General features: G+C 59.3%; 21 protein-coding genes. 3 read left to right on the top strand and 18 right to left on the bottom strand.

The features are described 5' to 3' along the window. Positions 1–2 precede the first annotated feature (2 nt). Positions 3–686, top strand: coding sequence for a dethiobiotin synthase (gene bioD / locus GQB03_RS08800; protein ID WP_327516805.1), 684 nt, complete (start codon positions 3–5; stop codon positions 684–686). Between the two features lie 326 nt (positions 687–1012). On the opposite strand, the gene gcvA is transcribed toward bioD, so the two are convergent. Continuing rightward, positions 1013–1993: a transcriptional regulator GcvA gene (gene gcvA / locus GQB03_RS08795; RefSeq protein ID WP_159687557.1), complete on the bottom strand. Its 981-nt coding sequence runs from the start codon at positions 1991–1993 to the stop codon at positions 1013–1015. 192 nt (positions 1994–2185) lie between these two features. Here gcvA and GQB03_RS08790 point away from each other — a divergent pair, with 192 nt between their 5' ends. Next, positions 2186–2467, top strand: a complete 282-nt coding sequence (locus tag GQB03_RS08790) for a hypothetical protein (protein ID WP_159687555.1) — start codon at positions 2186–2188, stop codon at positions 2465–2467. 80 nt (positions 2468–2547) lie between these two features. Here GQB03_RS08790 and GQB03_RS08785 read toward each other — a convergent pair whose 3' ends face one another. From GQB03_RS08785 to rpsB, 17 genes are all read right to left on the bottom strand, one after another. After that, positions 2548–3330, bottom strand: coding sequence for a TrmH family RNA methyltransferase (locus GQB03_RS08785; protein ID WP_159687553.1), 783 nt, complete (start codon positions 3328–3330; stop codon positions 2548–2550). Then, positions 3330–3794 carry a CopD family protein gene (locus GQB03_RS08780; protein WP_159687551.1) on the bottom strand — a complete coding sequence of 155 codons (465 nt, stop codon included), beginning with the start codon at positions 3792–3794 and terminating at the stop codon, positions 3330–3332. The genes GQB03_RS08785 and GQB03_RS08780 overlap by 1 nt, the downstream gene beginning before the upstream one ends. Next, complete coding sequence (rnhB, locus tag GQB03_RS08775; RefSeq protein ID WP_159687549.1) at positions 3794–4381, bottom strand: ribonuclease HII; 588 nt, start codon at positions 4379–4381, stop codon at positions 3794–3796. Before rnhB ends, GQB03_RS08780 begins: the two co-directional genes overlap by 1 nt. Next, the gene (lpxB, locus tag GQB03_RS08770; RefSeq protein WP_159687547.1) at positions 4378–5529 is read right to left on the bottom strand and encodes a lipid-A-disaccharide synthase; all 1152 of its coding nucleotides are present in this window, start codon (positions 5527–5529) and stop codon (positions 4378–4380) included. The genes rnhB and lpxB overlap by 4 nt, the downstream gene beginning before the upstream one ends. A gap of 4 nt (positions 5530–5533) precedes the next feature. After that, positions 5534–6304, bottom strand: a complete 771-nt coding sequence (lpxA, locus tag GQB03_RS08765) for an acyl-ACP--UDP-N-acetylglucosamine O-acyltransferase (protein WP_159687545.1) — start codon at positions 6302–6304, stop codon at positions 5534–5536. Next, positions 6301–6738, bottom strand: a complete 438-nt coding sequence (gene fabZ / locus GQB03_RS08760; protein ID WP_159687757.1) for a 3-hydroxyacyl-ACP dehydratase FabZ — start codon at positions 6736–6738, stop codon at positions 6301–6303. Before fabZ ends, lpxA begins: the two co-directional genes overlap by 4 nt. A gap of 5 nt (positions 6739–6743) precedes the next feature. Further along, entirely contained in the window at positions 6744–7784 is a 1041-nt protein-coding gene (lpxD, locus tag GQB03_RS08755) for a UDP-3-O-(3-hydroxymyristoyl)glucosamine N-acyltransferase (RefSeq protein ID WP_159687758.1), read from the bottom strand. Position 7785: 1 nt separating this feature from the next. Further along, on the bottom strand, positions 7786–8286 hold the full coding sequence (locus tag GQB03_RS08750; protein ID WP_235027000.1) for an OmpH family outer membrane protein: 501 nt from the start codon (positions 8284–8286) through the stop codon (positions 7786–7788). 50 nt (positions 8287–8336) lie between these two features. Then, entirely contained in the window at positions 8337–10664 is a 2328-nt protein-coding gene (gene bamA, locus GQB03_RS08745; RefSeq protein WP_159687543.1) for an outer membrane protein assembly factor BamA, read from the bottom strand. 7 nt (positions 10665–10671) lie between these two features. After that, complete coding sequence (rseP, locus tag GQB03_RS08740) at positions 10672–12039, bottom strand: RIP metalloprotease RseP (protein WP_159687541.1); 1368 nt, start codon at positions 12037–12039, stop codon at positions 10672–10674. 12 nt (positions 12040–12051) lie between these two features. Further along, complete coding sequence (ispC, locus tag GQB03_RS08735) at positions 12052–13224, bottom strand: 1-deoxy-D-xylulose-5-phosphate reductoisomerase (protein WP_159687539.1); 1173 nt, start codon at positions 13222–13224, stop codon at positions 12052–12054. 76 nt (positions 13225–13300) lie between these two features. Then, a complete protein-coding gene (locus GQB03_RS08730) occupies positions 13301–14122 on the bottom strand; it encodes a phosphatidate cytidylyltransferase (protein WP_159687537.1) in 822 nt (273 codons plus the stop codon). Further along, entirely contained in the window at positions 14115–14897 is a 783-nt protein-coding gene (uppS, locus tag GQB03_RS08725) for a polyprenyl diphosphate synthase (protein WP_159687535.1), read from the bottom strand. The genes GQB03_RS08730 and uppS overlap by 8 nt, the downstream gene beginning before the upstream one ends. 33 nt (positions 14898–14930) lie before the next feature. After that, the gene (frr, locus tag GQB03_RS08720) at positions 14931–15488 is read right to left on the bottom strand and encodes a ribosome recycling factor (protein ID WP_159687753.1); all 558 of its coding nucleotides are present in this window, start codon (positions 15486–15488) and stop codon (positions 14931–14933) included. 10 nt (positions 15489–15498) lie between these two features. Continuing rightward, positions 15499–16212, bottom strand: coding sequence for a UMP kinase (gene pyrH / locus GQB03_RS08715; protein WP_159687533.1), 714 nt, complete (start codon positions 16210–16212; stop codon positions 15499–15501). A gap of 16 nt (positions 16213–16228) precedes the next feature. After that, a complete protein-coding gene (gene tsf / locus GQB03_RS08710; protein WP_159687530.1) occupies positions 16229–17122 on the bottom strand; it encodes a translation elongation factor Ts in 894 nt (297 codons plus the stop codon). A 50-nt stretch (positions 17123–17172) separates the two neighbouring features. Beyond that, complete coding sequence (gene rpsB, locus GQB03_RS08705; RefSeq protein ID WP_159687527.1) at positions 17173–17928, bottom strand: 30S ribosomal protein S2; 756 nt, start codon at positions 17926–17928, stop codon at positions 17173–17175. Positions 17929–18180: 252 nt separating this feature from the next. On the opposite strand from rpsB, the gene map reads away from it, so the two are divergent. Then, complete coding sequence (map, locus tag GQB03_RS08700) at positions 18181–18996, top strand: type I methionyl aminopeptidase (protein WP_159687524.1); 816 nt, start codon at positions 18181–18183, stop codon at positions 18994–18996. Positions 18997–19001 lie beyond the last annotated feature (5 nt).

The following is a 19001-nucleotide window of genomic DNA, read 5'->3' as shown; positions in this document are numbered from 1 at the left end:
CAATGAAAAAATACGCCTGCTTCGTCACCGGAACCGATACCGAGGTCGGAAAGACATTCCTTAGCTGCGCGCTGCTGACGCACTTTGCTTCCCGTGGCCTTGAAGTGGTCGGAATGAAGCCCGTCGCAGCCGGCCTGATCGAACACAACGGCGACCTTGTCAACGAAGACGTCCTGCGTCTGATGGGTGCAAGTACGGTTCCTGCCAGTCCGGCCCTGGTCAATCCGTTCGGCCTGAAGGCGCCAATTGCGCCACACATTGCCGCCGCGGAAGAAGGCATCGAGTTGTCCGCGGCGCCGATACTGCGCGCCTTTGCCCAACTCCGGGAATTGGCGGATATGGTCGTCGTCGAAGGCGTCGGCGGCTTCCGGGTTCCGCTGGGCGCCTCCTACGACACCGCCGATCTCGCGGCCGACCTGGGGCTGCCGATCATCCTGGTGGTCGGCATGAAACTCGGGTGCATCAATCATGCACTTCTTACGGCAGCAGCCATTCGCGCTCGCGGCCTGACCTTGGCCGGTTGGATTGCGAATCGTATCGATCCCGGAATGCTCCGCTTCGACGAAAACATCTCGGCCCTGCAACACCATCTGGGCGCGCCGCTTCTGGCCACCCTGCCGCATGTCGCGGATGGTCACTCGCCGGGCACGCTGAATCCCACGTGTGACCTGTTGGATCGACTCTGACGCCAGACAGCACAATCGCCGCTAGCGGTCGCATCGATTCGAGACAGCCTGGCGGCAGAACCCTGTGGCAACCGCCCGACGCACGCGGACACCGACCGCGACGCCGTGTAGCCAGATCGACGGGTGTTCGCATTCGCTGAAGGCACGGTCTTCACGGCTCGCCCAGCGCTTGCCCAGAAGCATCGCCCGTCAGGCTTCATCGCCGTGTGCGGGCAATATCGCATTCACGGCATCGCGATCTCGTCCAGCCAAACCGATGTTTCGACAACAGCGCAACAACACCCGGATGGCAACCTCTGCATCAGCCTATCTGCAATGCGCGCCCGTCAGGCAGTCCCGCTCTGGCCAAGCTCGTCGGCGCGTTTCAGGAGGCGACGTGACTCTTCGAGCAGCCATTCCTTGAAGCGTCGCACGATCGTCCGTTCCGACGCAGTTGTCGTGGTGACAACGTGATAGGCGTACCCAGACGGAACAGCCACGTCGAATGGAACGACGAGCCTGCCCGCCGCGATGTCATGGGTCAGAAGCGGGCGTAGTGCGAGGGCAACGCCCATGCCGTCCATTGCCGCCTCCAGCGCGAGGCTGGAATTGCTGAAATGTGGGCCGCGACTGGCATCCACACCAGTCTCGCAAGCGGCGGCCAGCCAGTCCGCCCAGTTCGGTCGCTCGGAACGATCGCGAACGGTATCGTCGTGAATCAACGTGTGATAACTCAAATCGCGGGGATGCCGGAGCGGTCGTTTGCCCTTGAGCAAACCGGGGGCACACACGGCGAGGTAGCTGACCTCGAACATCAACGAAGAATCCATCCCTTCATATTCACCTGAACCGAACCGGACTTCGAGGTCCACCCGCCCTTCGCGCAAAGCCGAGAGATCCTCTCCCGCACTGCCGTCGTGGCTGTCTATCGTCGAGAGGTTGGTGCCAACCCGAAGCTGAATTTCGGGATGGCGCTCGGAAAAATCCTGAAGTCGATGAATCAGCCAGCGTGACGCGAGCGAGGGAGGCAGACAGATCGTCAAAGTACCGCTATCGGAATCAGGACGAACCGCATCGACGGCCGCGACGAAGCAGTCGAGACCCTCGCGTATCTTTGGCAGCATCAACTCTGCCGAAGGGGTCAACTCTATCTGCCGGGTAAGCCGTCTGAACAACGCCACCCCCAAGTGCTCTTCCAGTGCCTTTATCTGATGACTGACCGCCGCCGGCGTGACGTGCAATTCTTCCGCAGCCCTTTTGAAACTGCGCAGCCGTGCACAGGATTCAAAGACACGCAGCGAAAGCAGGGGAGGAAGCGAGCGCGCCATCGGATTGATTCATTCAACTTATACAGGTCTAAAAACAGTTGTCTTGCTGCGTTGCAGCAGCAACTTTAAAGTATTGCTCGCAAAAGGAAAATAAAGAAGTCCGAAGCCACCCGGACGATCACGAGACAAGGAAATCACATGCAAGAATGCACGAATGGCCGACTCGCCGGATCGCGAAGCGCTACTGCAGACATGGCCGCCTATCTCGAGCAAGGCCGCCGCTTGCGCAGTGCCGCTCTCTGGAATCTGGCCACCCATCTCAAACCTTCGATCGGCGCGAACGATGCCGCCGATCACGAAACGAAATACGATGGTGCTGCCGATTCGCCCAACCTGCAAGACATGGAATACTTCCTGGCTGAGGGCCGGCACCTGCGCAATCACCTCTCGGGAAGCTACCTGATCGACGGTGTCCGCGCCATCTGCGGCTCCCTGCAAGCCCTCGCCTCACCCCGCCGTCAAGCGTCACGATAGCCGTCCGGAACTCCGGACAGCCAGAATAATCGGGCGCCAGTGGCGCCCATTTTCTTGAACCGCTTTGACCCGTGGCGCGTTCATCCATTCTGTTGTCGAACCTGCTCGAAAAGGCAGATCGCCGCGGCAGCAGCCACGTTGAGCGACTCCATCTCACCGGGCATCGGAATCCTTACCCGTACCGTGGCGAGGGCCTGCGCGGCGGCTGATAGCCCGGCCCCTTCCGCACCGAACATCCACATCACGGGCCCACTCAGATCTTGCTCGTAGAGCAAGCCTGCGCCGTCTCCCAGGCTCGTCGCAAGGATCTTGCCGGCAAAGCGCGACACCATCTCACCGACGTCCACGTGCTCGAAAATCTCCATGCCGAAGTGCGCGCCCATTCCGGCCCGCAACACTTTGGGGGACCAGGCCTGCGCACAGCCCTCGGTCAGCAGCGCAAAGCCGATACCGGCCGCTGCCGCGGTACGCAGCATCGTTCCGAGGTTTCCCGCATCCTGCACCCCCTCGAGCAACAGTACCGAGCCGCTGAGTGCACCGGGCATGACCGGCGGGGGCATCCTGATGACACCCAGCAGGCCCGACGGCGTGTCAACCGGACTGACATGCGCGAACAGAGCATCGGGAAGACAGATGAGTTTCGCACCGCCACCGCGTTCGAGCAGATTTGCATTCTCAGCCTTGTGCTGCGCGCTTTCACTGACGACCAGGGTTGTCGGTACCACGCCAGCGTCAAGGGCGGCAGCAAGAAGGTGTGCACCGTCGAGCAGCGTTTCGCCAGATTTTCGCCTTTCCCGCCCGGATCGAGCGAGCCCATGCAGATGCTTTAGCTGTGGATTGTCGCGCGAGGTTATATGCTTCATCACGTCGAAAGCGTGGGTCCGAGCGTCGCGACTGCGACGGTAATGAGGCCGAGCGTGAGATTGAAACCGACGCGCTTACGAATACTCGCAAGCGCGCTGGCGCCAGCCGCCCAGTCCTGCGCCGCGAGCGCCGAGCACAACGCTGGCCATGGACCAATCCAGATCGAAACGAACACACCGGTCATGACTGCGCCGGTCAACATCATGATGTGCCAGGCTGGCGGCGCGTGCGCGAAACCTGTGACGAGCATCATTACCAGCCCGGAGCCCAGCGTCAGGGCAATGGCGATCCAGACCATGGCAAAGAAGCGCTGAAACACGGCGCCCCACAAGGTGAGACGATCGGCAGGCGCCAGCACCGCTGCGGCCGGGCGCAGGCAGAGCCATGCGAAGACCATGCCGCCGACCCACACGATCACCCCGAGCAGATGGCAAACGAGCATGAACGGTTGCAGTTGCGTCATCAGAACTCATCCTCCGGCCAGAGCGGCGGGTTTGACAGGATCGTGCGCACCGGCCCGAAGCTGCGCCGATGCGCATCGGAAGCTCCGAATCGCTTTAGGGCCGCAAGATGTGCGGCTGTCGGGTAGCCCTTGTGAATCGCGAAACCGTACTGGGGATAGCGCCGATCGAGTGCCCGCATCTGCTCGTCGCGAACGGTTTTGGCGAGGATCGACGCGGCCGATATCGCCGGCTCGAGGGAATCGCCCTTGACGATCGCCCTTACTGGCAGCGAAAGCTCGGGGCAGCGGTTGCCATCGACCAAAACCTCGCTGGGCGTCATCGAGAGGCGCTCCACCGCCCGTTTCATCGCCAGCATCGTGGCGTACAGGATATTGAGGCTGTCGATCTCTGCAACGCTGGCCTCGCCGATCGACCACGCGAGCGCATGCTCTCGGATCAAGGGCGCAAGACGCTCGCGCTGCTTTTCCGAGAGTTTCTTCGAATCCGCAAGACCGGGAATCGGTCGTGCCGGGTCGAGGATCACGGCCGCGGCAACGACCGCCCCGCACAAGGGTCCCCGACCGGCCTCGTCAACCCCGCAGATCATGCGCGGATACCTGTGACATAGGGCAGAATCGCCGCAGCGGCCTTCTCGGCTGTTCCCTGCCGGAGTTCGAGATGCAAGGCCATGAAGCGCTCTTCAAGCGCCCTGCGCCGGTCCGTGTCGTCGAGCCAGGACTCCAGTGCCTCGGCCAATTTCTCCGGCGTCGCATCATCCTGAAGCAGTTCCGGAACGACCGATTCGCGACACAAGATATTGGGCAACCCCACCCAAGGCAGGTAGGCCATCCGTTTCATGAGTCTGTATTGCCACTTTCCCATGCGGTAGGAGATCACCATCGGGCGCTTCAGCAGCGCCGCCTCGAGACTTGCCGTGCCACTTGCAACAAGCACTGCGTCGGCTGCGGTCATTGCCTCCACGGCATGGCCGAACAACATCCTGATCGGCAACTCGCTCGCACCGGCGTCATGCAAGGCCTGCTCGAATAGCTGTCGCGTTTCCCGTGTGGCAAGCGGTACGATGAAACGCACCTCGGGTCGCCGCTCGATGATCAGCTTCGCGGTCTCGATGAACACGGGCCCGAGATTGCGAACCTCGGACTGCCGGCTGCCAGGCAACAGCGCAATGATCGGCTGCTCGACCGGTAGCGCAAGCTGCTCGCGGATCGTCTCGCGGTCGGGATGAAGCGGCAATTCATCGGCAAATGGATGACCCACGTAGGTAACGTCGATCCCACGCCCCTCGTAAAGCGCCGGCTCGAACGGAAACAGGCACAGCATGTGGGTGACCGAGCGAACAATATTTTCCAGCCGGCCAGCTCTCCACGCCCAGATCGAAGGGCTGACGAAATGGATGGCAGGCACTCCTGCTTTCTTCATCCGCGCCTCGAGCCAGAGGTTGAAGTCCGGAGCATCGACGCCAATAAACGCGTCGGGTGGATGCTTCAGCATTTCAGCGAGCAGCCCCCGGCGGATCGAGGACAACTCACGATAGCGCTTCAGTGCATCAACATAGCCATGAACCGCCAGTCGCTCAGAGGGCCAATGCGCGTTGAAGCCTTCGCGCTGCATCTTGGGACCGCCGATACCGTAGAACTCGACCTCGGGAAGATGGCGCCGCAAGGCGCGAATCAGGTGACTGGCCAGAAGGTCGCCAGACGCTTCGCCAGCGACCATTGCAATACGGATGACCATCGGCTCAACGGACGATGCCGCGACCGGAATCGGCAATAAAATCGGAAAAGAGTCTTACTGCTTCCGACTCTGCGGCACTCTCGGCAATCCTGAGCCTTGCCTCTCCGAGCGCAAGCCCGGAACGGTATAGCGTACGGTACGCCCGCTTGATTGCCGCGATGTCATCAGCCGAGAATCCGCGTCGCTTGAGCCCTTCGCTATTGATGCCATGTGGCGCCGCAGGATTTCCGGAGACCGTGACGTAGGGCGGAAGATCCTGGGTGAGGACTGTCCCGACGCCACAAAAGGAATGGGCACCAACGCGGCCGAACTGATGAACGCCAGTGAAGCCACCCAGGATTGCCCAGTCGCCGACCTGCACATGCCCGGCGAGGGTGGCATTGTTGGCGAAAATCGTGTTATTTCCGACCACACAGTCGTGCGCCACATGCACGTAGGCCATGATCCAGTTGTCATTGCCGACAATTGTTACACCCGCGTCTTGCGCAGTGCCGACATTGAACGAACAAAACTCCCGAATGGTATTGCGATCACCGATCTCGAGTCGCGTCGGCTCGTCGTCGTACTTCTTGTCCTGCGGTGCGGCGCCGATCGAACAGAACTGAAAAATCCTGTTTTCCCGGCCGATCCGCGTGTTGCCCTCGATCACAACGTGAGGGCCGATACGACATTCATCACCGATCTCGACATTGGCGCCGATGATCGAGTAGGGGCCGATCTCGACACCATCGCCGATACGCGCATCCGGATGGACGATGGCTGTGGGATGAATCATTTGCGGCTCTTGAGGGCGCACATCAGTTCGGCTTCGGCCGCGACCTCGCCATCGACCTTCGCCACGCCCTGATATTTCCATATGTTGCGCATGTTCCGCACGATATGGACTTCCATCATCAGTTGGTCTCCCGGAACGACCGGACGCTTGAAGCGTACTGCGTCGATTCCGGCGAAGTACACAACCGAATCGGCATCGGGCTTCGTATCCATCGTCTTGAACGAAAGCACAGCAGCCGCCTGGGCCATCGCTTCGATGATGAGAACGCCGGGCATGACCGGATTGTTCGGGAAATGCCCCTGGAAGAATGGCTCATTCATGGTCACGTTCTTGACAGCAAGAACGCGCTTCCCTTCTTCCAGTTCGAGCACCCGATCCACCAACAGGAAGGGGTAACGGTGGGGAAGATACTCAAGGATCTCGTGGATCTCGATTGTGCTCACGATTTCTCCAGTTCAGCCAGTCGATGTTCGAGGGCGCGTATTCTATCCGCCATTGCATCCAGATGGCGAAGGTGGGCAAAGTTCTTGACCCATTCGGCGTGCGCCTGAACCGGCAGGTTGCCGGTATAGACGCCTTTTCGGCTGATCGATTTGGTCACCAAGGTACCTGCCGAAATCACCACATCACTGGCGATCTCAAGGTGTCCGATGATACCGGCCTGGCCGCCGACCATACAGCGCTCGCCAATCCGTGTACTGCCTGCGATCCCTACACATCCGGCGATTGCCGTATGCGCGCCGATGCGTACGTTGTGGCCGATCTGGATCTGGTTGTCGAGCTTGACCCCGTCGCCGATAACGGTATCGTCCAGCGCACCTCTGTCGATCGTCGTATTGGCCCCGACCTCGACGTCGTCCCCAATCACCACCCTGCCGGTCTGAGGAATTTTGTACCAGCTCGCGTCCTTCTTTCGCGCGAACCCGAATCCGTCTGAGCCGATGACCGCCCCGGAATGTACGAGCACACGATTTCCGAGGATGCAACCCGGATAAATCGTGACTCCGGGCATCAGGCGGACACCGGCGCCCAGCGTCACGCCATCGCCGATCCGGCATCCTGCGCCAATTACCGATCCGTCGCCGATGGCGACATCCGGCCCGATCCAGGCTCCGGCCGCCACCTCAACTTCATCGCTCAGGGTGGATTCGACAACCGCTGACTGGTGGATTCCGGGGCACGCACCGCGAGGAGGAGTGAAGAGAGTGGCGACTTCCGCGAAGTAAAGATAGGGGTCGGCGGCCAGAATCGCGGGACGAGCCCACAACCCAGCCGCATCAGGCGAAAGAATTAGCGCGGACGCAGAACAATCGTTGAGCTGCGAACGATAACGAGGATTCGAAAAGAAGGCGATCTCCCCGTCCCCCGCATTTTCCAGCGTGGCAATCCGCACGATCAACGGATCACCTGTCCCCATTTGCTCCCCGCCAAGAGCCGAAACGATCTCCGACAGTCGAAACGCGCGCTCCTTACCGGGCATTCTATTTTCCGTCGGCCGCTTTTCCGTTATCGGCAAGCGCTTTCAATACCTTGTCCGTAATGTCGATCCTGGGATTCGCGTATACCGCTTCCTGGAAGATGATGTCGTAATTCTCACTTTCGGCAATCTGCTTGATCGCCTTGTTGGCGCGCTCAAGGACGGAAGCCAGTTCCTCATTGCGTCGCTGATTCAGGTCTTCCCGAAACTCTCGCTGCTTGCGCTGGAATTCACGGTTCAGATCATTGAACTCCCGCTCCTTGGCTCGGCGATCGGACTCGGCCATGGTGACACCGTTCCTTTCGAGCGTATCCTGGAGCGTTCTCAGCTGCTTGCTTGCCTCCTGCAGGTCACGGTCGCGCTTCTCGAATTCCTTCTCCAGCTTCTTCTGTGCCTTTACTGCAGGCCCGGCATCACGCATCACCCGATCGGAATTGACAAAACCAATCTTGGTTTCGGCAAATGCCGATAGGGAGAACGCCACGAGCGCAGTGCCGACTGCCAGGCTGGTTACGAGTTTCTTCACACAAACCTCCTCACAAAATACTGCTTCGCTCAAAACACCGAACCCAGCTGGAACTGGAATTTCTGCGTCTTGTCACCCTTCTCCGACTTGAGCGGCCAACCAAGGCTGAACTTGAGCGGTCCGATCGGAGAACTCCAGGAGAATGCCAAACCCGTACTGTAGCGCAAGTCTGAGAGGCTGAACTTCTCGTCCTGCCCCCAGACCTGTCCGCCATCGAGGAAAGCCGACATGCGGAATGCCCGCTCCTTGCCGGTGCCCGGAATCGGGAAATAAAACTCGGCATTACCAACGAGCTTGCGGTTGCCGCCGAGGCTGTCGACAGACCCATCGGTTTGAGTGATCGTCGGCCCCAGCGAGCTTTGCTCGAAGCCCCTGACCGAGCCAATGCCACCAACGAAGAAGTTCTTGTAAAACGGTAGCGTACGGCCACCATAGCCGTGGGCCCAGCCGACTTCTCCGTTCAGCATCAGCGCATAGTCACGCGTCCCGATCGGAATCCAGTGCTGGTGCTGGTATGAGAGCTTGCCGTAGCGAAGATCACCGACCGGCAAGGCAGCCTCTACAGCGAAGCGCTGATAAGTTCCTGCCCGGGGGTAAAGGAAACTGTCCCGTTTGTCGCGCGCCCAGCCGACGGTGCCGACAAGACTGGAAACCGTACATTTGGCCCGATTTCCATACTCATCGCAGAAGTCATAATACTGCTGCGGACTGTCGCCATAATCCGGATCGCCACTGAAGGTCGTGATCGTCGTCTGATCGACTGCCAACCCAAAAGATATCGAATCATCCTCGGCGATCGGCACTCCTACCCTGACCCCACCGCCTACCGATGATGTCTTGTACGGTGCGATTGTCGTCGAGGTAGGATCGATATTGCGCTGATAGATGTCCCAACCGAGACTCAGACCATCCGGCGTGTAGTAAGGGTTGGTGAACGACAGCGCAATTGTCCGGTTCGTGCTGCTGGTATTCACCTGCAATGACGCAGAGTTTCCTGATCCGAACAGGTTCTGCTGAGCGATCGACGCGGAAAGCACCAGATTCTCGGAACTGGAGAAACCCGCACCAAGCGTCAGATTGCCAGTGGGCCGCTCCTTTACCGTGAAGTTCAGATCAACCTGATCCGTGGTGCCAGTCACCGCCGGCGTCTCGACGTTAACCTCGTCGAAGTAACCCAACCGCTCGATCCGCGTCCGGGACCGATTGATCTTTTCGCCGTCGTACCACGCACCCTCGAGCTGCCGCATCTCGCGCCGCACCACCTCATCACGCGTCTTGGTATTGCCGCCAACATTGATGCGACGTACGTATACCCGACGGCCCGGATCTACGAAAATCGTAAATGCGACAGTGCGTTTCTCCTTGTCCAGCTCGGGGGCCGCATTCACGTTCGCGAATGCATAGCCTTCATTTCCGAGCCGATCGGTGATCGCCTTGTTCGTTTCAGTCAGGCGCTCACGCGAAAACACCTCTCCAGGACGTATTGTCACCAGTTTCGCGTACTCTGCCTCCGGGAGAATCAGATCGCCGGTAAGACGGACGCCCGACACAGTGTACTTTTCACCCTCGCTCAGATTGATCGTTATGTAGATGTCTTTCTTGTCGGGCGTGATGGAAACCTGGGTTGCATCGACGTTGAAATCGAGATAACCCTGGTTCAGATAAAACGAGCGCAGGCTTTCGAGATCGGCAGAGAGCTTCTGCTTCGAATATTGATCGTTCTTGGAATACCAGGTAAACCAGGTCGGCGTCGTGAGCTGAAAGAGGTCGATCAGCTCCTTTTCCTTAAAGGCTTTTGCACCAACGATCTTGATCTGACGGATCTTAGCTACATCGCCCTCGACAACCTTGAAGTTGACAGCCACGCGATTGCGCTCGAGCGGTGTCGTGGTCGTCGTGATCTGTGCGGCATACAGGCCCCGGGAAAGGTATTGTCGCTTGAGCTCCTGCTCTGCCTGCTCGAGCAACGCACGGTCAAAGATTCTCGATTCGGCTAGCCCTACTTCGCGCAAACCCTTCTTGAGCGCTTCTTTGTCGAACTCCTTGACACCGTCGAAGGTGATCTGGGCGATCGCCGGGCGCTCGTCGACCACGACGACCAGCACGCCGCCGTCGGTTTCGATCCGGACATCCTTGAAGAAACCTGTCGCAAACAATGCGCGGATCGACTCGGACGCCTGCTCCTCGGTGAAACGGTCACCCACCTTGACCGGCAGATAATTGAAGATCGTCCCTGCTTCGGTACGCTGAATGCCTTCGACACGTATATCCTTGATAACAAAGGGATCGAAGGCTGCCGCGGGCAAAGCTACGGCGAAAAGGGCCGCTACAAGCCCTGAAAGAAGCTTACGTTTCATGAATTGTTCAGCCGGAAATAAGGCGATTGATGTCGTTGTAGAAGGCAAAGCCCATCAGCATGAGCAGGACCGCCATGCCCACCTGTTGGCCGATCTCCATGAAGCGCTCCGGAATCGGGCTGCCCTTTATGATCTCGATCGTATAATACAGCAAGTGTCCACCGTCCAGCACCGGGATGGGAAGCAGGTTCAGCACGCCGAGGCTGATGCTGATCAGGGCCAGAAATTTAAGATACTGGGCGAGCCCAAGCTGTGCGGACTGGCCAGCGTAGTCGGCAATGGTCACCGGGCCACTGAGGTTTTTCCAGGAGACGTCACCAAACAGCATCTTGCCAATCACCGATACCGAGAGGGTGCTCGTCTCCCAGGTTTGCCGGACCGCTTTCGCGAATGCCTCGAGAATTCCGTACCGGATGGTGACAAACATCGCTTCGCGCAACTCCGGGCGATCCTTCACCGCCACGCCGATTCTCGCCACCGGTTGTCCATCCACCATTTCGGCTTCAGGCGTTACCGCCAGTTTCTCGCGCTTCTCTCCCCGTTCAATCGTGAACACCAAAGGCTTGCCCGCCGACGCTTTCACGACGTGGACCAAATCCCCCCAGTCCGTCAATGGACGCTCATCGATCGCGATAACGAGGTCGCCGGGCTTCATTCCTGCTCGTTCAGCCGGACTTCCTTCCGCAACACGGCCGATCTCGGCCGGTATTTTTGGGCGGTAAGGTACCAATCCGATCTGCTTTACCAGATCCTCGCCGGACTCGTCTATCGAAAGCCCTCCGAGCGAGATCGTTCTTTCTGCAAGCGCTTGCGAGCCCTCGCTACGCACCCCGAGATTGATCGTGTTGCCATCAATCGCATGGGTAAGCAGACGCCAACGCAGCTCTTGCCAGCTGCGCACCGGGTCGCCGTCAATCAGCTCGATGCTGTCACCCGCAATCAGTCCGGCAACCGAGGCAGGCGATGCCGCAAGAGGGGCAGCAATCTTCGGTCGCAACTCGTCGCTACCGGTTGAAAACAGCCCCCAGTAGAGCACTACTGCGAGCAAGAGATTCGCAACCGGCCCAGCCGCCACGATCGCAAAGCGCTTGCCCACCGTTTGCCTGTTGAAAGCGCGCGCTCTTTCGTGCTCGGCAACCGGCCCTTCGCGCTCATCGAGCATTTTCACGTATCCGCCGAGCGGAAAGGCGCTGACGCTCCACTCCGTGCCATCCCGTCCGGCTCTGACACTTGCCAACACCTTGCCGAACCCCAGCGAAAAACGCAGCACCTTGACGCCGCACCATCGGGCCACGAGAAAATGCCCAAGTTCGTGGATCACGATCAGAATCGCAAGTGCGCCGACAAACGGGACGAGGTAATCGATCAAGCTCATGCAGCGCGACCTTCAGGCGGAAATCTGTTTTGTAACGAATTCGCGGGCCATGAGATCGGCCGCCAGGACATCATCCAGGGAAGAGACAGCCGATGCCGGGATCTGTTCCAGCGCGGCGGCTATGAGGCGTGGAATTCGCAAAAAATCGATTTGACCATCAAGAAATGCGGAAACGGCTTCCTCGTTGGCAGCATTCAATACTGCTGGCGCGGTGCCACCACTTCTCAAGGCCTGATAGGCCAATGCAAGGCACGGAAAGCGATCAAAATCGGGGGGTTCGAACTCGAGCTTTGCGATAGAAAACAGGTCCAGGGACGCCACCCCCGATTCGATCCGCCACGGGAAAGCAAGCGCGTGAGCGATGGGGGTTCGCATATCCGGATTACCCAGCTGGGCGACAACGGACCCATCGATGTACTGGACCATCGAATGGATGACACTTTGCGGATGCACGACCACCTGGATCATCTCTGCCGGAGCACCGAAGAGCCAGTGGGCTTCAATTACCTCGAGCCCCTTGTTCATCATGGTGGCCGAGTCGACCGAGATTTTCCGTCCCATCACCCAATTTGGATGATTGCAGGCTTGTTCCGGTGTCACGCGAGCCAAGGCGGCCGGCTCAAACTTGCGGAACGGCCCGCCGGAAGCGGTCAGCAAGATCCGGTTTACGCCATGCACCTCGGGATCTCGAGCGTAATGATCGGGCAAAGCCTGGAAAATCGCATTGTGCTCGCTATCGATGGGAAGGAGGCTCGCACCGCCTTCCCTGACGGCGCTCATGAACACCTGGCCCGACATCACCAGGGCTTCCTTGTTTGCCAGCAGAATCCGCTTTCCCGCACGAGCCGCCGCAAGCGTCGGCCTGAGCCCGGCAGCGCCGACTATCGCGGCCATGACCGTGTCGACGTCAACCGCCGACGAAACCAGTTCCAGCGCATCAGGCCCGCTCATCACTTCGGTCGACAAACCCTCGTCCCGCAAAGTAGCTCGCAAGCTGGCGGCATCGGCAGCCGTGCCAACCACGGCGATGCGCGGTGAATGCGCCCGGATCTGGACGAGCAACTTATCGATCTGGCGGTGGGCTGTCAGCGCAAAAATCCGATATCGATCAGGATGGCGCGCAATGACGTCAAGGGTGCTCACCCCGATTGAGCCGGTCGAACCAAGGACTGTAATGGACTGCATTTTTTCTGAGTTGGTATGCTCTCGGGAGGATTCTGCGTAGTGTAGGCGAGCCCGAGGTTCGCAGGGCAAAGCCTGGTCAGTGGAACGGGACTGAAGCCGCAAGCAGGAGCGCTGAGAACGGAAGCGCCGAGGTGAGGCTGTCGATCCGGTCGAGTACGCCTCCATGGCCCGGAAGAATCGTGCCGCTGTCCTTGACCCCCGCCTGCCGTTTCGCGAGCGATTCAAAAAGATCACCCATGATGCTCACCACGGTCAGCACCGCAAGAACCGCCAGAAACGCGAGCCATTCGACAGGACCGAGCGCGACTCGGAAACCCATTACAAGTACGAGCGCACCATAGATCCATACCGCCATGATCGCCCCATAGGCGCCTTCGCGGCTTTTGCCCGGGCTGATCATCGGAGCAAGCTTGATCCGGCCAAAACGCCGACCCACAAAAAATGCCCCGATATCTGCAACCCACACGGCTGCCATAACCGCCAGTAGAATCCACGCCCCCGACTGCCGCAACAAAATCAGCGCCAGAGCAGTTGGTACGAGCAGGATGACACCCACCCCTGCGCCGACCAACACCGAATCGAACCGCCACCGGTTTCGCAGCCAAAACGGTACCACGAGCAGCCAGAAACTACCGCTAACGACGAACGACGTCCGCGCCACCACTTCCCCCAAACCCGAGAGACCCGAGGGTGCGAGAAAAAGCACTATCAGCGCGATGCCGAACGCGTAGGCATATCTGAAGGCCGTGGCTGCGCGAATCAGCGCCCCCCATTCCCACGCACCAATCGCCGCCACTGCGGCGGCGAACAGCATCCATTGAAACGGGGAAGCAAAAAACAACAGACCTGCAAAAAAAGTGACCAGGACGACCGCGGTAATAATCCGCGTCTTAAGCATTGCCCGAACTCTTCTGCGTCTTGTCGCTCAACTGCTCACTTGTGCGGCCGAACCGCCTCTCCCGCCCCCGATACCAGGCAATCGCCTTCTGCAGTTCGCCATCGTCGAAATCAGGCCAGAGGGTATCGGTGAAATACAGCTCGGAGTAGGCGAGCTGCCAGAGCAGGAAATTGCTGATTCGCTGTTCGCCGCCCGTGCGAATGAAAAGGTCGGGTTCGGGGCCGTACGCAAGGGCAAGGTGCTCTGCAAGGTTCTCTTCAGAAAAACCAGACCGCTTCTCGGGCTCCGCCGCGAGCATCTTGTCAACCGCCTGAAGGATATCCCAGCGCCCGCCGTAGTTCGCCGCAATCGTGACAACGAGCGCCGAGTTCCCGGCGGTCAATGCCTCGGCATCGCGAATCAGTCTGACCAGCGCACCTTCGAACCGGGAAAGGTCACCAACGACACGGAAGCGAATATTGTTCGCATGCATCCGTTCGATTTCCTTCTGCAAGGAGCGCAGAAAGAGCTGCATGAGAAACGAGACTTCATCCGCGGGTCTGCGCCAGTTCTCGGAACTGAATGCAAACAACGTGAGGTAAGGAATGCCACGGTCGATACACGCTCGGATCGTGCCTCGCACCGCTTCAACCCCACGGCTATGCCCGGCAACACGGGGCATCAATCGCTTTCGAGCCCAGCGACCATTGCCGTCCATGATGATGGCGACATGCCGGGGCGTATCGCCGACCTGCGGTATTTCCGTGGTTGAACTACTGAACGGCAGATTGGCCATCCTCACCCCCGAGCTGGTTGGAGCCGGGTCGGCTCAGATCTGAAGCAGTTCCTGCTCTTTGTGTGCCAGGAGTTTGTCGACCTCGGCGATATACCGATCCGTCAACTTCTGCACGTCATCCTGAGCACGGCGCTCTTCGTCCTCGGAAATTTCTTTGTCCTTCGCGGCATCCTTGAGCGAACCGTTGGCATCACGACGCAGGTTGCGGATTGCGACCTTCGCACTTTCACCCTCGTGCTTCACGACCTTGATCAGATCACGCCGACGTTCCTCGGTCAGCGCGGGCATCGGGACGCGAATGATCTCGCCCTGATTCGACGGGTTCAGGCCGAGGTCCGAATCGCGAATAGCCTTTTCGACCTTTTGCATCATCGGTTTTTCCCAAGCCTGCACGCCGATCGTACGCGCGTCTATCAACGTGACGTTTGCAACCTGATTGACTGGAACCATGCTGCCATAGTACTCGACCTGCACGTGGTCCAGCAGGCCGGTATGCGCACGGCCGGTGCGAACCTTGGCGAGATCGGTCTTGAGAACCTCGATCGATTTCTGCATTTTCTGCTCGATCGTTTTCTTTAGTTCGGGGATCACAATCAACTCCTCAGCAGTAGACCAGCGTACCTTCGTCCTCGCCGCAAATGACGCGCTTGAGCGCATCGGGCTTGAAGATGCTGAAAACGTTCACGGGCAATCGCTGGTCTCGGCACAAGGCGAACGCCGTCGCATCCATGACCTGCAGGTTCCGGCTGATTGCCTCATCGAAACTCAGGCGCTGGTATCTCGAGGCGGACGCGTCCTTCTTCGGATCCGCGGTATAGATCCCATCCACCTTCGTTGCCTTGAGCACAATCTCCGCACCGATTTCGGAGCCACGCAAGGCGGCGGCAGTATCGGTTGTAAAGAAAGGGTTGCCCGTACCTGCAGCAAAGATCACCACCTTCCCGTCATCGAGATAGCGGATCGCTTTGCCACGGATATACGGTTCCACGACCTGATCCATCACCAGGGCCGACTGCACCCGGCTGTTGATCCCCTGAAGGCGCATCGCATCCGACAAGGCCATGGCATTCATCACCGTCGCCAGCATGCCCATGTAGTCTGCGGTCGCACGGTCCATACCAGAAGCCGCACCAGCCATGCCACGGAAGATGTTGCCGCCACCTATAACCACTCCCACCTGAACGCCCAGGCGGGAGATCTCGCCAATCTCGGCGACGATACGCCCGACAACCTCTCGGTTGATTCCAAACGCGTCGTCGCCCATCAGGGCTTCACCGGAGAGCTTCAGAAGAATGCGCTTATAGGCGGCAGCCACTGCTTAATACTCCTGCTTACTTTTGCGCAGCAGCTGCCTGGGCAGCCACTTCGGCAGCAAAATCGGCAACCTTCTTCTCGATGCCCTCGCCCACCACATAAAGGGTGAAGCCGGCAACGCTGGCACCACGGGATTTGAGCAGCGCCTCGACGGTCTGCTTGCCATCCTCGGCCTTCACGAATACCTGGCCAAGCAGCGTTACGTCCTTGAGAAACTTCTGGACCGTGCCTTCCGCGATCTTTTCGAGCATCGCTTCCGGTTTGCCCGCCTCACGCGCCTTCTCGATTGCGATGCGACGCTCGGTATCAAGAAGATCGCTCGAGACGCCGCTGGCGTCGAGCGACTTCGGCTTGCTGGCAGCAATGTGCATGGCAAGGTCCTTGGCCAGCGCCTCGTCACCGCCGACGAGATCGACCAGCACACCGATCTTCGACCCTGCGTGAACGTAGCTCGACACCCGCCCCTTGGCCTCGACGAATTCGAACCGGCGAATGCTCATGTTCTCGCCGACCTTGCCCACCAGCGCCGCACGGACTTCTTCAACCGTCTTGTCACCGAGGCTGGCCGCGGAGAGTGCGGCCACATCTGCTGGCTTGGCCGTGGCAACCAGCTCGGCAACGGATTGAGCCAGATTGATGAAATCATCGTTCTTGGCAACGAAATCGGTCTCACAGTTGAGTTCGACCATCGCCGCCTGCTTGCCGTCCTGGGAAAGGTAGATGCCAACAATACCTTCAGCCGTCACGCGCGAGGCCGCCTTGCTCGCCTTGTTGCCCAGCTTGACGCGAAGGATCTCCTCCGCCTTGTCCATGTCGCCAGCCGCTTCGGTCAGCGCCTTCTTGCACTCCATCATCGGCGCGTCAGTCTTTTCACGCAGCTCTTTGACCATGCCTGCGGTAATTTCCGCCATGCTTACTCCTGCTGAATCTTGATAGGTAATCTGCGAAAAACGAGTGCCGCTCAGGCTTCGCCTTCCACGCTACGCTCTTCGACCTCGACGAACTCGTCGCCACCTGCCGCCACGATTTCCTGCACGACCTGGTTACGGCCAGCCAGCACAGCGTCCGCGACGCCGCGGGCATAGAGGCGAATCGCGCGGCTCGAGTCGTCGTTACCGGGAATCACATAGTCGAGACCTTCCGGGGAATGGTTGGTATCCACCACCGCTACGACGGGAATCCCCAGTTTCTTGGCTTCCGTGACCGCGATCTTGTGATAGCCAACATCAATGACGAACAATGCGTCCGGCAGACCACCCATGTCCTTGATGCCGCCGATACTCTTCTGCAGCTTCTCCATTTCGCGGGAAGCCATCAGGGCCTCCTTCTTCGAGAGGCGCTCCATCGAGCCGTCCTCGACCATGGTCTCCATTTCCTTGAGACGCTTGATCGACTGCTTGACGGTCTTGAAGTTGGTCAGCATGCCGCCGAGCCAACGCTCGTCAACGTAGGGCATGCCGGCGCGCTGGGCCTCTTCGGCAAGGATCTCGCGTGCCTGGCGCTTGGTGCCAACGAAGAGCACATTGCCACGATTGGCGGCCAGCTTGCGGATGTACTCCATCGCCTCTTGGTACTTGACCATCGTCTTTTCGAGGTTGACGATGTGGATCTTGTTGCGCTGGCCAAAGATGTACGGGGCCATGCGGGGATTCCAGAAGCGGGTCTGGTGACCGAAGTGGACGCCCGCTTCAAGCATCTGGCGCATTGTTACAGACATGAATATCTCCAATATACAAAGGGTTGAGCCTCCGCCCGGCAATAGCCGTCCAGCTCCTGGCTGGTCCGGACCCTCGCAAATGCTGCGCCGGGCGTGTGGATTTGTCCGCATCGATTGCAGACAAGCCGGCGATTATAGCTTCGGAATGCTACGAGCCTCAAGGTCTTCTGTAGCCGGAATATTGGCAGAGGTTTGCCGCACGCCTGCTCATCGGCTACGCTTTGAGCCTTTGGCCCTGCCGAAAGCAAATCTATGAGCGTCACCATCAAAACCCAGGAAGACATCGAGAAGATGCGTGTCGCCTGCCGGCTCGCATCGGAGGTTCTCGATTTCATTGAGCCGCACGTCAAGCCCGGTGTCACCACCGAACAGCTGGACAAGCTCTGTCACGACTACATGGTCGATGTCCAGGGGACGGTTCCTGCCCCCTTGAACTATGCGCCTCCGGGCTATTCGCCCTACCCAAAATCGATCTGCACGTCCGTGAACCATCAGGTTTGCCACGGCATTCCCGGCAACAAGGCGCTCAAGCGCGGTGACATCGTGAATCTCGACATCACGGTGATCGCCGACGGCTACCATGGTGACACGAGCCGCATGTTCGTCGTCGGATCCGACGCCTCCATCCTCGCAAAACGGCTGTGCCAGGTCACTTTCGAGTGTCTCTGGATAGGCATCGAGCAGGTACGTCCGGGGGCACATCTGGGCGACATCGGCGCAGCAATCCAGAAATATGCAGAGGGCAACGGCTTCTCCGTCGTGCGCGAGTTCTGCGGTCACGGAATCGGACGAAAATTCCACGAGGAACCCCAGGTCCTGCACTACGGGCGCGCCGGATCCGGCATCGAACTCAAACCCGGCATGATCTTCACGATCGAGCCCATGATCAACGCTGGAAAGGCCGCCATCTCCGAGTTGCCCGATGGCTGGACCATCGTGACCAAGGACCGCAGTCTTTCGGCGCAGTGGGAACATACGGTCCTCGTCACGAACGATGGCGTCGAAGTCCTCACCCTGTCCGCGGGCTCGCCGGCAGCGCCCGCCGGTTTTTCCACACGGCAGGGGTAATGCAG

This window comes from Cognatazoarcus halotolerans, assembly GCF_009800965.1.
Taxonomy (GTDB): domain Bacteria; phylum Pseudomonadota; class Gammaproteobacteria; order Burkholderiales; family Rhodocyclaceae; genus Cognatazoarcus; species Cognatazoarcus halotolerans.
Note: the sequence above shows the minus strand (reverse complement) of the source record. Positions and strands in the feature narration are given on the sequence as shown.

Bases quoted from the DNA above. Each gene is read 5' to 3' on its own strand.
- rpsB (WP_159687527.1), bottom strand. From the start codon at position 17,928: ATGTCTGTAACAATGCGCCAGATGCTTGAAGCGGGCGTCCACTTCGGT.
- ispC (WP_159687539.1), bottom strand. From the start codon at position 13,224: ATGCAGTCCATTACAGTCCTTGGTTCGACCGGCTCAATCGGGGTGAGC.
- rseP (WP_159687541.1), bottom strand. From the start codon at position 12,039: ATGAGCTTGATCGATTACCTCGTCCCGTTTGTCGGCGCACTTGCGATT.
- rnhB (WP_159687549.1), bottom strand. From the start codon at position 4,381: ATGATCTGCGGGGTTGACGAGGCCGGTCGGGGACCCTTGTGCGGGGCG.
- GQB03_RS08730 (WP_159687537.1), bottom strand. From the start codon at position 14,122: ATGCTTAAGACGCGGATTATTACCGCGGTCGTCCTGGTCACTTTTTTT.
- lpxA (WP_159687545.1), bottom strand. From the start codon at position 6,304: ATGATTCATCCCACAGCCATCGTCCATCCGGATGCGCGTATCGGCGAT.
- uppS (WP_159687535.1), bottom strand. From the start codon at position 14,897: ATGGCCAATCTGCCGTTCAGTAGTTCAACCACGGAAATACCGCAGGTC.
- GQB03_RS08790 (WP_159687555.1), top strand. From the start codon at position 2,186: ATGGCCGCCTATCTCGAGCAAGGCCGCCGCTTGCGCAGTGCCGCTCTC.
- GQB03_RS08785 (WP_159687553.1), bottom strand. From the start codon at position 3,330: ATGAAGCATATAACCTCGCGCGACAATCCACAGCTAAAGCATCTGCAT.
- gcvA (WP_159687557.1), bottom strand. From the start codon at position 1,993: ATGGCGCGCTCGCTTCCTCCCCTGCTTTCGCTGCGTGTCTTTGAATCC.
- lpxD (WP_159687758.1), bottom strand. From the start codon at position 7,784: ATGCCCGGTAAGGAGCGCGCGTTTCGACTGTCGGAGATCGTTTCGGCT.
- tsf (WP_159687530.1), bottom strand. From the start codon at position 17,122: ATGGCGGAAATTACCGCAGGCATGGTCAAAGAGCTGCGTGAAAAGACT.
- lpxB (WP_159687547.1), bottom strand. From the start codon at position 5,529: ATGGTCATCCGTATTGCAATGGTCGCTGGCGAAGCGTCTGGCGACCTT.
- bioD (WP_327516805.1), top strand. From the start codon at position 3: ATGAAAAAATACGCCTGCTTCGTCACCGGAACCGATACCGAGGTCGGA.
- map (WP_159687524.1), top strand. From the start codon at position 18,181: ATGAGCGTCACCATCAAAACCCAGGAAGACATCGAGAAGATGCGTGTC.
- GQB03_RS08780 (WP_159687551.1), bottom strand. From the start codon at position 3,794: ATGACGCAACTGCAACCGTTCATGCTCGTTTGCCATCTGCTCGGGGTG.
- bamA (WP_159687543.1), bottom strand. From the start codon at position 10,664: ATGAAACGTAAGCTTCTTTCAGGGCTTGTAGCGGCCCTTTTCGCCGTA.